Origin of the sequence: Enterobacter sp. RIT637, assembly GCF_019718755.1 — a bacterium.
In the GTDB taxonomy this organism is placed as follows: Bacteria; Pseudomonadota; Gammaproteobacteria; order Enterobacterales; family Enterobacteriaceae; genus Enterobacter.
On the sequence record NZ_JAIHAZ010000008.1, the window covers coordinates 146,984 to 159,146 of the forward strand.

14 protein-coding genes and 1 rRNA gene are annotated in these 12,163 nt (G+C 53.7%); 7 read left to right on the forward strand and 8 right to left on the reverse strand.

Annotated features, from left to right (window positions below; all coding sequences use genetic code 11):
- Window positions 1-44 precede the first annotated feature (44 nt).
- Window positions 45-434 (forward strand): VOC family protein, encoded by a 390-nt coding sequence (locus K5E19_RS14115; protein WP_214594861.1) that lies wholly within the window; start codon window positions 45-47, stop codon window positions 432-434.
- 57 nt (window positions 435-491) lie between these two features.
- Complete coding sequence (gene tilS / locus K5E19_RS14120; RefSeq protein ID WP_221551774.1) at window positions 492-1,778, forward strand: tRNA lysidine(34) synthetase TilS; 1,287 nt, start codon at window positions 492-494, stop codon at window positions 1,776-1,778.
- Window positions 1,779-1,806: 28 nt separating this feature from the next.
- Here the strand turns inward: tilS and rof are convergent, their stop codons facing one another.
- The gene (gene rof / locus K5E19_RS14125) at window positions 1,807-2,067 is read right to left on the reverse strand and encodes a Rho-binding antiterminator (RefSeq protein WP_010426685.1); all 261 of its coding nucleotides are present in this window, start codon (window positions 2,065-2,067) and stop codon (window positions 1,807-1,809) included.
- Window positions 2,054-2,254 (reverse strand): YaeP family protein, encoded by a 201-nt coding sequence (locus K5E19_RS14130; RefSeq protein ID WP_008501889.1) that lies wholly within the window; start codon window positions 2,252-2,254, stop codon window positions 2,054-2,056. The genes rof and K5E19_RS14130 overlap by 14 nt, the downstream gene beginning before the upstream one ends.
- 196 nt (window positions 2,255-2,450) lie before the next feature.
- Between K5E19_RS14130 and K5E19_RS14135 the strand changes: the two genes are divergently transcribed.
- Genes K5E19_RS14135 through nlpE form a run of 3 tightly spaced genes read left to right on the forward strand, consistent with a single transcriptional unit; the run spans window position 2,451 to window position 4,148 of the window.
- On the forward strand, window positions 2,451-2,996 hold the full coding sequence (locus tag K5E19_RS14135; protein WP_221551776.1) for a YaeQ family protein: 546 nt from the start codon (window positions 2,451-2,453) through the stop codon (window positions 2,994-2,996).
- Window positions 2,993-3,415, forward strand: coding sequence for an alternative ribosome rescue aminoacyl-tRNA hydrolase ArfB (arfB, locus tag K5E19_RS14140; RefSeq protein WP_089599130.1), 423 nt, complete (start codon window positions 2,993-2,995; stop codon window positions 3,413-3,415). The genes K5E19_RS14135 and arfB overlap by 4 nt, the downstream gene beginning before the upstream one ends.
- A 34-nt stretch (window positions 3,416-3,449) precedes the next feature.
- Window positions 3,450-4,148, forward strand: a complete 699-nt coding sequence (gene nlpE / locus K5E19_RS14145) for an envelope stress response activation lipoprotein NlpE (RefSeq protein WP_221551778.1) — start codon at window positions 3,450-3,452, stop codon at window positions 4,146-4,148.
- Window positions 4,149-4,198: 50 nt separating this feature from the next.
- Here nlpE and proS read toward each other — a convergent pair whose 3' ends face one another.
- From proS to metN, 6 genes are all read right to left on the reverse strand, one after another.
- Window positions 4,199-5,917 carry a proline--tRNA ligase gene (gene proS / locus K5E19_RS14150; RefSeq protein WP_221551780.1) on the reverse strand — a complete coding sequence of 573 codons (1,719 nt, stop codon included), beginning with the start codon at window positions 5,915-5,917 and terminating at the stop codon, window positions 4,199-4,201.
- A gap of 112 nt (window positions 5,918-6,029) precedes the next feature.
- On the reverse strand, window positions 6,030-6,737 hold the full coding sequence (gene tsaA, locus K5E19_RS14155; RefSeq protein WP_221551782.1) for a tRNA (N6-threonylcarbamoyladenosine(37)-N6)-methyltransferase TrmO: 708 nt from the start codon (window positions 6,735-6,737) through the stop codon (window positions 6,030-6,032).
- Window positions 6,734-7,138 carry an Rcs stress response system protein RcsF gene (gene rcsF / locus K5E19_RS14160; protein ID WP_010426664.1) on the reverse strand — a complete coding sequence of 135 codons (405 nt, stop codon included), beginning with the start codon at window positions 7,136-7,138 and terminating at the stop codon, window positions 6,734-6,736. The genes tsaA and rcsF overlap by 4 nt, the downstream gene beginning before the upstream one ends.
- 106 nt (window positions 7,139-7,244) lie before the next feature.
- Window positions 7,245-8,060 (reverse strand): methionine ABC transporter substrate-binding lipoprotein MetQ, encoded by an 816-nt coding sequence (metQ, locus tag K5E19_RS14165; protein WP_010426661.1) that lies wholly within the window; start codon window positions 8,058-8,060, stop codon window positions 7,245-7,247.
- 40 nt (window positions 8,061-8,100) lie between these two features.
- Window positions 8,101-8,754, reverse strand: a complete 654-nt coding sequence (locus tag K5E19_RS14170; protein ID WP_221551783.1) for a methionine ABC transporter permease MetI — start codon at window positions 8,752-8,754, stop codon at window positions 8,101-8,103.
- Window positions 8,747-9,778: a methionine ABC transporter ATP-binding protein MetN gene (gene metN, locus K5E19_RS14175; RefSeq protein WP_023310475.1), complete on the reverse strand. Its 1,032-nt coding sequence runs from the start codon at window positions 9,776-9,778 to the stop codon at window positions 8,747-8,749. Before metN ends, K5E19_RS14170 begins: the two co-directional genes overlap by 8 nt.
- A gap of 188 nt (window positions 9,779-9,966) precedes the next feature.
- On the opposite strand from metN, the gene gmhB reads away from it, so the two are divergent.
- Entirely contained in the window at window positions 9,967-10,533 is a 567-nt protein-coding gene (gene gmhB, locus K5E19_RS14180; protein WP_218308585.1) for a D-glycero-beta-D-manno-heptose 1,7-bisphosphate 7-phosphatase, read from the forward strand.
- 368 nt (window positions 10,534-10,901) lie between these two features.
- Window positions 10,902-12,163 (forward strand): 16S ribosomal RNA (locus K5E19_RS14185); the annotation flags it as partial.

The following is a 12,163-nucleotide window of genomic DNA, read 5'->3' on the forward strand; positions in this document are numbered from 1 at the left end:
GGGTTTTCGGTTGTAACGTTCAGGCATCATAAAAAGGAGAAGCTATGCTGGGTTTAAAAGCTGTTCATCATATTGCGATTATTGCGACCGATTACGCGAAAAGTAAGTCCTTCTACTGCGATATCCTTGGCTTTACGCTGCTCAGTGAGGCTTACCGCGAGGAGCGCGACTCCTGGAAGGGCGATCTGGCGTTAAACGGGCAATATGTGATTGAGCTGTTCTCATTTCCTTTTCCGCCTGCGCGTCCTTCACGTCCGGAAGCCTGCGGCCTGCGCCATCTGGCCTTTAGCGTTGATGACCTGAATAGCGCGGTCAAACATCTGGAATCTCACGGCGTGATGTGCGAAGCGATACGCGTCGATCCGTTCACCGACAAGCGTTTTACCTTTTTCAATGACCCTGATGGCCTGCCGCTGGAGCTTTACCAGCAGTAATCGCCGTCATGTGTGATAATGCCCGCTTAGTCCGGGCATTTTTTATGTGTAATTCCTATGACCTTACCCGCTATCGCACAAGCCGTTTCACCGTACCGCCAACTGCTGGTGGGGTTTAGCGGTGGGCTGGATTCCACCGTTTTGCTCCATCGCCTTAAGCTCTGGCGTGACCAGGAGCCTGACGTCCAGCTCCGGGCGATGCATATCCATCACGGGTTAAGTCCTCATGCTGATGCATGGGTAGCGCACTGTGAAGCCCTCTGTAAGGCGTGGAACATCCCGTTGATAGTTGAACGCGTGACTCTCCAGGACGAAGGGCTGGGTATTGAGGCGCAGGCGCGCAAGGCCCGCTATGCCGCTTTTACCCGCGCGCTTAAGAACGGTGAAGCGCTGGTTACGGCGCAGCATCTTGACGATCAGTGCGAAACCTTTTTGCTCGCGCTAAAGCGGGGCAGTGGTCCGGCGGGGTTATCGGCCATGCCTGAGCGCGCGCGTTTTGCCGAAACCGAATTAATCCGCCCGCTGCTGGGTGAAACACGTGCTTCTCTTGAATCCTGGGCGCATGAACATCAGCTGAGCTGGATTGAGGACGAGAGCAATCAAGACGACAGCTACGATCGTAACTTCCTGCGTCTGCGCGTCTTGCCGCTGCTGACCGAACGCTGGGAGCACTTTGCTGAAGCGACGGCCAGGAGCGCCACGCTCTGTGCCGAGCAGGAGAGCCTGCTGGATGAGTTGCTGAGTGAAGAGCTGGCCGAGCTGATTTCCTCTGAGGGGGCGCTGGCAATTTCGCCGCTGGAAGCGATGAGTGCAGTACGCCGTGCTGCGGTTTTACGCCGCTGGTTGGCCTCTCATCATGCCGTCATGCCGTCACGAGCGATGCTCGGCAGAATATGGGATGAAGTGGCGCAGGCGCGAGAAGATGCCACACCGAGCGTCTACCTGAACGGCTTCGAGGTCAGGCGCTATCAGGGCAAACTGTGGTGGGTAAAATCCCGTTCTTCCCTTTCTGATGTTGTTCTCGACTGGCCCTGCGTGGGAGAAGCGCTGACATTACCCGCTGGCGCGGGTAGCGTATCCCTGACGAATACCGGTCACGTACGCCTGCCAGAAGCGGATGAGCCCGTTACGGTGCGTTTTAAAGCCTGTGGTTTGCTGCATATCGTCGGGCGCAATGGCGGACGAAAGCTGAAGAAAATCTGGCAGGAGAACAATGTGCCGCCCTGGCTGCGCGATACCACACCGCTGCTGTTTTATGGTGAGACGCTTATTGCCGCTGTGGGCGTGTTCATCACTGAAGAAGGGTGGGTAGAAAAGGGCGTTTCGTTTGAGTGGAATGCGTAACGGGCAGCCGGGCTGCCCGTGAATTTCATCAGGATTCGCTTACCACCACAGTACCGATTTCCGGGTGGCTGAAGCTGGCGATTTTGTCCAGACGAAGCTCGCGCGTCGCGCCGGCATCTTCCACTATCAGATATTCCACATTCTTACGTGAAACCAAATCGCTGGCTTTCGCCTTCAACACTTCGCCATCTTTTAGCTCCAGCGTCAGTATTAAATGATGCTGGCAGGCGAGTTCGAGGTTGTCATAGTCATCACAATTGATGGGTTGATAAGTATCATTCATCGACATAATCGCTCACCAGTAAATTCGCCGCAGCATACGCTGCTTTTTCCCTGACCGACTCTGAAAGGCTCTCATCAGAGGCCACTTCATTAAGCACCTTCAATACACAGCCCAACGCGTCCGGGACATATCCCAGATCGCCGCTGGCGATTTCCGCATACCGTTTGCGAATTAACTCACAATAATTATTCACATCCCCTCCCGCCAGCGCACTGACTTACTGTGAGATATCATTAAGCCTACGAAGATAAACTCGGTTTAGCAAGGTGACTATACCATACTCATTTAAGCAATATCAGCGCCTTGATAGCGCACTATTCATCACCTCGTAACAGCGTTTTGCTGCGGTTTTCGCTACAATGTCCGCCTGAATCGAAAGGAGTTCTCTGATGGCGCTGAAAGCGACAATTTATAAAGCTGTGGTCAACGTGGCGGATCTTGACCGCAACCAGTTCCTCGATGCGTCATTGACGCTGGCGCGTCACCCCTCTGAAACCCAGGAGCGCATGATGCTGCGCCTGCTGGCGTGGATTAAATACGCCGACGAGCGTTTGCAATTTACGCGTGGTTTGAGTGCGGAAGATGAACCCGAAGCCTGGCTGCGCAACGATCATCTCGGTATCGATTTGTGGATTGAGCTTGGCCTGCCGGATGAGCGCAGGATTAAAAAGGCATGCACCCAGTCCGCAGAGGTGGCGTTATTCGCGTATAATCAACGCGCTGCGGAGATCTGGTGGCAGCAAAACAAGAGCAAGTGCGGACAGTTTAAAAACCTCACCGTCTGGTATCTGGATGATGAGCAGCTGGCGCAACTGAGCGAGTTTGCTGGCAGAACGATGGTCCTGCAGGCGACGATTCAGGACGGTGCGATCTGGCTTTCTGATTCTCAGAATAATCTGGAAATCCATTTAGTGGCGTGGCAACCGGCGTCATGATTGTTTTGTCCCGAAACGTCAGCATTCCGGATAACGAGCTGGAGATTACCGCCATTCGGGCGCAGGGCGCGGGCGGTCAGCACGTTAACAAGGCCTCAACGGCTATCCATTTGCGCTTTGACATTCGGGCCTCCAGCCTGCCAGAGTATTATAAAGAAAGCCTGCTTGCCGCCAGCCATCATCTGATCACCAGCGATGGCGTCATTGTGATTAAAGCGCAGGAGTACCGCAGCCAGGAGTTAAACCGGGAAGCGGCGATAGCGAGGCTGGTGGCGATGATTAAAGAATTAACGACCGTGCAGAAAAGCCGCCGGGCAACGCGGCCCACGCGTGCATCGAAAGAGCGTCGGCTATCGTCAAAGGCGCAGAAATCCACAGTGAAAGCACTACGCGGTAAAGTTCGTCGCCCTACAGAGTGACGAAAGGGAACACACCTTTCATAAGGAATTCATTGTGAAAAAAGCATTATGGTCAGCGCTGGCAGTGAGTACGCTGTTTGCGCTTTTTGGGTGTAACAACCGTTCGGAAACGCAGGTACTACAGCCTACGCAAACGGAAGAATTGAAGCCGATGCAGCAGAGCTGGCGTGGCGTATTGCCTTGTGCAGACTGCGAGGGCATCGAAACATCCCTGTTCCTGCAAAAAGATGGCACCTGGGTAATGAACCAGCGCTATCAGGGCGCGAAAGAGCCTTCTTCGTTTGCGACTTACGGAACCTGGGCACGTACGGCTGAGAAGCTGGTCCTGACGGATACGACCGGGGAGAAAACCTGGTTCCGCCCTAAAGGTGACAGCATGGAGATGCTTGACCGTGAAGGCAATCCGATTGAGTCTCAGTTCAACTACACGCTCGCCCCGGTAAAAGCGGCACTGCCTGCCACGCCTATGGCGATGCGGGGTATGTATTTCTATATGGCTGATGCGGCAATCTTCACCGATTGCGCCACCGGTAAGAAAGTCAGCGTGGCAAACAACGCTCAGCTGGAGCGTGATTACGCCGTGGCGCGCGGCAATGACAGCAAGCCGGTTCTGCTGACGGTGGATGGTCACTTTACCCTGGAGCCGAATCCGGACAGCGGTGAGATGGTGAAAACGCTTGTGGCCGATAAAGACGCGAAATTTGTTGCAGGTAAAAACTGCGACAGTAAATAAGCTGACGTAGTGCCATTAAAAAACCCCGCCGGAGCGGGGTTTTTTGTTTCTTAACCTTTAATGGCTTTCACCAGGTAATCAAGAATGTCGCCAGTCTTGATCATCTGTTTCTCGCCGCTGCGACGGTATTTGTATTCAATCTCGTCGCTGTCGAGGTTACGGTCGCCGATGACAATGGTGTGCGGAATACCGATCAGTTCCATATCAGCAAACATCACGCCAGGACGCTCTTTACGGTCATCCATCAGCACTTCGATACCCTGATCGCGCAGCTCGGCATACAGCTTCTCGGCCAGTTCCTGCACGCGGTAAGACTTGTGCATGTTCATTGGCAGAATCGCAACCTGGAACGGTGCGATGTTGTCAGGCCAGACGATGCCGCGCTCGTCGTAGTTTTGCTCGATAGCAGCAGCTACCACGCGCGTTACCCCGATACCGTAGCAGCCCATTGTCAGAACCTGGTTACGACCATCTTCGCCCTGAACGGCAGCGTTCATCGCGCGGGAGTATTTGTCTCCCAACTGGAAGATATGACCCACTTCGATACCGCGTTTGATCATCAGCGTACCCTGGCCGTCCGGGCTTGGATCGCCTGCGACCACGTTACGGATGTCTGCCACTTCTGGCGTCGCCACGTCGCGATCCCAGTTGATGCCGAAGTAGTGCTTACCGTCGATGTTTGCGCCAGCAGAGAAGTCGCTCATCGCGGCAACCGTGCGGTCAATAACAACCGGAACCGGCAGATTAACTGGACCCAGAGAACCTGGACCCGCATTCACAACGGCGCGGATTTCCGCTTCCGTGGCGAAGGTCAGCGGGCTGGCAACCTGCGGCAGCTTCTCGGCTTTCACTTCGTTCAGCTCGTGATCGCCACGGACCAGCAGGGCAACCAGCGGGTATGCACTACCTTCGGTGGATTTCACCAGCAAGGTTTTTACCGTTTTCTCAATCGGCAGGTTGAACTGCTCAACCAGCTCGGCGATGGTTTTCGCGTTTGGCGTATCAACCAGCGTCATCTCTTGCGTTGCCGCACCGCGTGGCTCTTTTGGCGCCAGCGCTTCTGCAAATTCGATATTCGCCGCGTAGTCTGAAGAGTCAGAGAAGATCACATCGTCTTCACCGCTCTGCGCCAGTACCTGGAACTCATGGGATGCGCTACCGCCGATGGATCCGGTATCAGCCTGCACTGCACGGAAATCCAGACCCATGCGGGAGAAGATTTTGCTGTATGCCGCGTACATGGCGTCGTAAGTCTCTTGCAGCGATTCCTGAGACGTATGGAAAGAGTAGGCATCTTTCATCAGGAACTCGCGAGAGCGCATCACGCCAAAGCGTGGACGCACTTCGTCACGGAACTTGGTCTGGATCTGGAAGAAGTTCAGCGGCAGCTGTTTGTATGAGCTCAGCTCATTACGGATCAGATCGGTAATGACTTCTTCATGCGTTGGGCCGAGAACAAACGGACGATCGCCGCGATCGGCAATACGCAGCAGCTCCGGACCGTACTGCTCCCAGCGACCGCTCTCCTGCCACAGCTCAGAGGGCTGAACGACCGGCATTAACACCTCGATAGCACCGGCGTTGTTCATCTCTTCACGCACGATGTTTTCGACTTTTTTCAGGACGCGCACGCCGGTCGGCAGCCAGGTGTATAACCCGGAGGCCAGCTTGCGGATCATCCCGGCGCGCAGCATCAGCTGGTGGCTGATCACCTCGGCGTCGGCAGGTGTCTCCTTTAAAGTGGAGAGCAGATATTGGCTAGTACGCATGTTGTTACGGTTCCGTTTCGACGAGTAGGGCTGGCTGAAAGGCCAACCTGACACAAAAAAAGTGGTTTAGTTTACCAGTGTGGCAAAGATGCCAAAAGAGAGGAGGTTAAAATTACCTGGGTTCAAGGGCAAACACTTCAAAACCTTCCCCGGTAACGCGCCAGCGCACGTTAAAATCCAACAGCCAGACGGCATAGGTTTTCCCGGCTTCCTCTTCTTTACGGTAGGCGGGACGAGGGTCCTGCGCCAGCACTTCAACGATAAAGTCCCGAAGATGGGGATAACGCTTTTCGAGCTGATGCATCTGGACGGTGAGCTCAGGCGTGAAGTGTACCGGCATATCGGCCTGTGGTGCATCCTGAGCATAACTTGCCCGGGCGTCCGGCAGCGCTTCGGCGAAAGGCAAATACGGTTTGATGTCAATAACCGGCGTGCCGTCAACCAGGTCAAGGCTGCCTAACTCGAGGATCACCTGATCCTTCTGACAGCGTATACCTTTCAGTTCAACCAGCGACATGCCGATGGGGTTGGGGCGAAAGGTCGAACGGGTGGCGAAAACGCCCATTCTGGCATTTCCTCCCAGACGGGGAGGGCGCACCGTTGGGCGCCAGCCACCTTCCATGGTCTGGTGAAACACAAAGACAACCCACAGATGGCTGAAGGCGTCGAGCCCGCGTACCGCATCGGCCTGATTGTAGGGCGCGATCAGATGAAGCTCACCGCCGCCCCGCGTGACCAGACCTGGCTGGCGCGGTACGGCGAATTTCTCTTTATAAGGAGAGTGGATAACGCCTATTTGCTCAAACTGAAATGCACTCATTTCGCCGTAATGTTTAGTGCAGAACCGATACAAACTGCCTGACGATAACATCCTGGCGTACCGCTGGTCACTTCACAGCTGTGCAGCAGCACCGCGTTGGCTTTCATTTTTGACGCGTTAATCTGCATACGCTTGCGGGCCGTTGGAATGTTTGGAGGAGAGTCCTGATTGGTCGCCTGGCAGGATTCGCCGCTCACTTCACCCAGTTCACGGAATGGCTTGCCCACGAGATCGTCGGCTTTAGTAATAATGCGTACCGGTGCAGGGCGAGGCGCTTTCGGTTTTGCTGGCTCCGCTTTTGGCGGGGTTGCTGTGCTTTGAACAGGTTCAACAGGAGATCTGCTTAGCATAGAACAGCCGCTCAGCATGAGTGCTAAGAGACAGATCGGTAAAGCACGCATAATAGTTCCTCAATGGATAATCAAAACAACAGATATTGAATCAGTTGCCTGCATAAATGACAAGACGGGCATAAGCCCGTCCTGATGATATTACACTGAGAGGAGATTACCAGCCTTTAACAGCACCGCCGTTAAACACCTTGTTGGCTTCCTGGTAAACCTCGTCAGACTGATAAGCCTGAACAAATTTCTTCACGTTTTCCGCGTCTTTGTTGTCTTCGCGAGTCACGATCAGGTTGACGTACGGGGAGTCTTTATCTTCAACGAAGATGCCGTCTTTCGCAGGGGTCAGGCCGATCTGGCTGGCGTAAGTGGTGTTGATCACCGCCAGCGCGATCTGTGCATCGTCCAGTGAACGCGGCAACTGCGGCGCTTCCAGTTCAACCAGTTTCAGATTTTTCGGATTCTCGATAACGTCCAGAGCAGTCGGCAGCAGGCCCACGCCGTCTTTCAGTTTAATCAGGCCCACTTTCTGCAGCAGCAGCAGGGAGCGACCAAGGTTTGTTGGGTCGTTAGGGATCGCGACCTGGGAGCCAGGCTGCAGTTCATCAAGCGATTTGATTTTTTTCGAGTAACCGGCAATCGGGTAAACGAAGGTGTTACCGGCTGCAACCAGTTTATAGCCGCGATCTTTGATTTGCTGATCCAGGTATGGTTTGTGCTGGAAGGCGTTGGCGTCGATATCGCCTTTGCTCAGCGCTTCGTTCGGCAGCACGTAATCGTTGAAGGTCACCAGCTCAACGTCCAGACCATATTTTTCTTTCGCTACTTTCTGCGCAACTTCAGCAACCTGCTGCTCAGCACCCACGATAACGCCCACTTTAATGTGGTTTGGATCTTTTTCGTCCTGACCGCAACCCACCAGTGCCAGAGAGCCGATCAGCGCGCCTACCGCTGCAAGGGTCTTTAATTTAAACGCCATGTTTTATCCTTAACTCGTCGAGTTTGTGTTGTGTGTAACGTTATTTGTGAGTAACAGCCCGGACGATGCGATCGCCAGAGAATTGGATTAAGTAAACCAGCACAACCAGCAATACCAGAACGGTATTCATTACGGTAGCGTTATAACCAATATAACCATATTGATAGCCGATCTGGCCTAAACCGCCAGCGCCCACGGCGCCACCCATCGCGGAATAGCCGACCAGCGTAATAAGCGTAATGGTCGCTGCGTTCACCAGGCCAGGCAACGCTTCAGGCAGCAGCACTTTGCGTACAATTTGCATTGGCGTTGCGCCCATTGCTCGTGAGGCTTCGATCAAACCGGTTGGGATCTCCAGCAGGGCGTTTTCCACCATACGGGCGATAAACGGCGCTGCACCCACGGTCAGCGGAACGATGGCCGCCTGCAGACCGATAGACGTGCCGACGATCACGCGGGTAAATGGAATCATCCACACCAGCAGAATAATGAACGGGATGGAACGGAAGATATTCACCAGCGCAGAGAGCGTACGGTACAGCTTCGAGTTCTCAATGATTTGACCCGGACGCGTGACGTACAGCAGCACGCCGACCGGCAGGCCAATCACAAAACCAAAGAAGCCCGATACAAAGGTCATTGCCAGCGTTTCCCAAACGCCGCGAACCAGCAGCCACATCATCGGCTCAGACATAACCCAGTACCTCTACTTTTACATGGTGTTCTTGCAGCCAGGCAATTGCCGCCTGGGTTTCTTCTTGTGTGCCGTGCATTTCCGTCAGCATGATGCCGAACTTCACGCCACCGGCGTAATCCATCTGCGCGCTAATGATGTTGTTGTTCACGTTAAAGCGACGGGCAGTTTCGGAAAGCAGCGGGGCGTCAACGGACTGACCGGTGAATTCCATACGCAGCATTGGGACGCTGTCTGCTGCTGGTTCTGTTTTCAGGCGTTCCAGATAATCTTCCGGAATATCCAGATGCAGCGTGGACTGAATAAACTGCTGCGCCAGCGGAGTTTTCGGATGCGAGAACACTTCACTTACCGTGTCCTGCTCGATCAGTTCACCGTTGCTGATGACCGCCACGCAGTCACAGATGCGTTTCACTACATCCATCTCGTGCGTAATAAGGAGGATCGTCAGGCCCAGGCGACGGTTAATGTCTTTCAGCAGTTCCAGAATCGAGCGCGTGGTTGCTGGATCCAGTGCGCTGGTGGCTTCATCACACAGCAGTACCTTAGGATTACTTGCCAGCGCGCGGGCAATGGCCACACGCTGTTTCTGCCCACCGGACAGATTCGCCGGGTAGCTATCATGTTTGTCGCCCAGACCCACGAGGTCGAGCAGTTCGGTGACGCGACGCTTAACTTCTTCTTTCGGCGTGTTGTCCAGTTCCAGCGGCAATGCGACGTTACCGAACACGGTGCGGGAAGCCAGCAGGTTGAAGTGCTGGAAGATCATGCCAATCTGGCGGCGTGCTTTAGTGAGTTCTTTCTCTGAGAGGGCGGTAAGCTCTTGCCCGCCAACTTCAACGCTGCCCTGGGTTGGACGCTCTAGCAGGTTAACACAACGGATCAGTGTACTTTTACCAGCACCCGATGCGCCAATGACGCCATAAATTTGACCAGCAGGAACATGCAGGCTGACGTTGTTCAGCGCCTGAATGGTTCGGTTCCCCTGCTGGAACACTTTGGTGATATTGGAAAGTTTAATCATTAGATTATTTTTATCGTATGTAAGTTAGCCGTGGCATTTTCTTCTGCCAGATACGGGTGATGACCGTAAACAAAACGGATGTTAAGGCATCCAGACGTCTAAATCAATCCAACTCTGTGCGATGAGCACTTTATTGCGCTGCGATTCATGAGATACTAGCGGAACATGCCTTTTTCAGGAGCAAACCGGTGGCAAAATCAGTACCCGCAATTTTTCTCGATCGTGATGGCACTATTAATGTGGATCATGGTTACGTCCATGAGATTGATGAGTTCGAGTTTATCGAGGGCGCAATAGATGCCATGCGCCAGCTGAAAGAGATGGGTTATGCGCTGGTGGTCGTGACTAACCAGTCCGGTATTGCACGCGGTAAATTCACCGAAGCGCAGTTCGAGACGCTGACGGAATGGATGGACTGGTCGCTGGCCGATCGCGGTGTGGATCTCGACGGCATCTATTATTGTCCGCATCACCCGCAGGGAACGGTTGAAGAGTATCGCCAGACCTGTGATTGCCGTAAACCGCATCCGGGGATGTTCATCTCTGCGCAGGAATTTCTGCACATTGATATGGCTGCCTCTTATATGGTGGGCGATAAACTGGAAGATATGCAGGCAGCTGCTGCTGCGGGTGTTGGGACCAAAATATTAGTTCGCACCGGTAAGCCAGTGACGCCAGAAGCAGAGAATGCAGCAGATTGGGTAATTAATAGTCTGGCAGACCTGCCTGAAGAGATTAAAAAGCACCAAAAATAGCCTTTTTGGTGAAAAGGTGAGCGGTCGAAATAAAAATGCATTTTTCCGCTTGTCATTCCTCGGCGGCTCCCTATAATGCGCCTCCATCGACACGGCGGATGTGAATCACTTCACACAACAAGCGGTTCGGTTGAAGAGAAAAATCCTGAAATAACGGGTTGACTCTGAAAGAGGAAAGCGTAATATACGCCACCTCGCAACGGTGAGCGAAAGCCGCGTTGCACTGCTCTTTAACAATTTATCAGACAATCTGTGTGGGCACTCAAAGTGACATGGATTCTTAATGTCTTCGGACAATAAATGAATACCAAGTCTCTGAGTGAACATACGTAATTCATTACGAAGTTTAATTCACGAGCATCAAACTTAAATTGAAGAGTTTGATCATGGCTCAGATTGAACGCTGGCGGCAGGCCTAACACATGCAAGTCGAGCGGTAACACAGAGAGCTTGCTCTCGGGTGACGAGCGGCGGACGGGTGAGTAATGTCTGGGAAACTGCCTGATGGAGGGGGATAACTACTGGAAACGGTAGCTAATACCGCATAACGTCGCAAGACCAAAGAGGGGGACCTTCGGGCCTCTTGCCATCAGATGTGCCCAGATGGGATTAGCTAGTAGGTGGGGTAACGGCTCACCTAGGCGACGATCCCTAGCTGGTCTGAGAGGATGACCAGCCACACTGGAACTGAGACACGGTCCAGACTCCTACGGGAGGCAGCAGTGGGGAATATTGCACAATGGGCGCAAGCCTGATGCAGCCATGCCGCGTGTATGAAGAAGGCCTTCGGGTTGTAAAGTACTTTCAGCGGGGAGGAAGGCGATAAGGTTAATAACCTTGTCGATTGACGTTACCCGCAGAAGAAGCACCGGCTAACTCCGTGCCAGCAGCCGCGGTAATACGGAGGGTGCAAGCGTTAATCGGAATTACTGGGCGTAAAGCGCACGCAGGCGGTCTGTCAAGTCGGATGTGAAATCCCCGGGCTCAACCTGGGAACTGCATTCGAAACTGGCAGGCTAGAGTCTTGTAGAGGGGGGTAGAATTCCAGGTGTAGCGGTGAAATGCGTAGAGATCTGGAGGAATACCGGTGGCGAAGGCGGCCCCCTGGACAAAGACTGACGCTCAGGTGCGAAAGCGTGGGGAGCAAACAGGATTAGATACCCTGGTAGTCCACGCCGTAAACGATGTCGACTTGGAGGTTGTGCCCTTGAGGCGTGGCTTCCGGAGCTAACGCGTTAAGTCGACCGCCTGGGGAGTACGGCCGCAAGGTTAAAACTCAAATGAATTGACGGGGGCCCGCACAAGCGGTGGAGCATGTGGTTTAATTCGATGCAACGCGAAGAACCTTACCTACTCTTGACATCCAGAGAACTTTCCAGAGATGGATTGGTGCCTTCGGGAACTCTGAGACAGGTGCTGCATGGCTGTCGTCAGCTCGTGTTGTGAAATGTTGGGTTAAGTCCCGCAACGAGCGCAACCCTTATCCTTTGTTGCCAGCGGTCCGGCCGGGAACTCAAAGGAGACTGCCAGTGATAAACTGGAGGAAGGTGGGGATGACGTCAAGTCATCATGGCCCTTACGAGTAGGGCTACACACGTGCTACAATGGCGCATACAAAGAGAAGCGACCT

What these genes read in the sequence shown, in the direction of transcription:
- K5E19_RS14115 (WP_214594861.1), top strand. Translation starts at nt 45, where the DNA reads ATGCTGGGTTTAAAAGCTGTTCATCATATTGCGATTATTGCGACCGAT.
- tilS (WP_221551774.1), top strand. Translation starts at nt 492, where the DNA reads ATGACCTTACCCGCTATCGCACAAGCCGTTTCACCGTACCGCCAACTG.
- rof (WP_010426685.1), bottom strand. Translation starts at nt 2,067, where the DNA reads ATGTCGATGAATGATACTTATCAACCCATCAATTGTGATGACTATGAC.
- K5E19_RS14135 (WP_221551776.1), top strand. Translation starts at nt 2,451, where the DNA reads ATGGCGCTGAAAGCGACAATTTATAAAGCTGTGGTCAACGTGGCGGAT.
- arfB (WP_089599130.1), top strand. Translation starts at nt 2,993, where the DNA reads ATGATTGTTTTGTCCCGAAACGTCAGCATTCCGGATAACGAGCTGGAG.
- proS (WP_221551780.1), bottom strand. Translation starts at nt 5,917, where the DNA reads ATGCGTACTAGCCAATATCTGCTCTCCACTTTAAAGGAGACACCTGCC.
- tsaA (WP_221551782.1), bottom strand. Translation starts at nt 6,737, where the DNA reads ATGAGTGCATTTCAGTTTGAGCAAATAGGCGTTATCCACTCTCCTTAT.
- rcsF (WP_010426664.1), bottom strand. Translation starts at nt 7,138, where the DNA reads ATGCGTGCTTTACCGATCTGTCTCTTAGCACTCATGCTGAGCGGCTGT.
- metQ (WP_010426661.1), bottom strand. Translation starts at nt 8,060, where the DNA reads ATGGCGTTTAAATTAAAGACCCTTGCAGCGGTAGGCGCGCTGATCGGC.
- K5E19_RS14170 (WP_221551783.1), bottom strand. Translation starts at nt 8,754, where the DNA reads ATGTCTGAGCCGATGATGTGGCTGCTGGTTCGCGGCGTTTGGGAAACG.
- metN (WP_023310475.1), bottom strand. Translation starts at nt 9,778, where the DNA reads ATGATTAAACTTTCCAATATCACCAAAGTGTTCCAGCAGGGGAACCGA.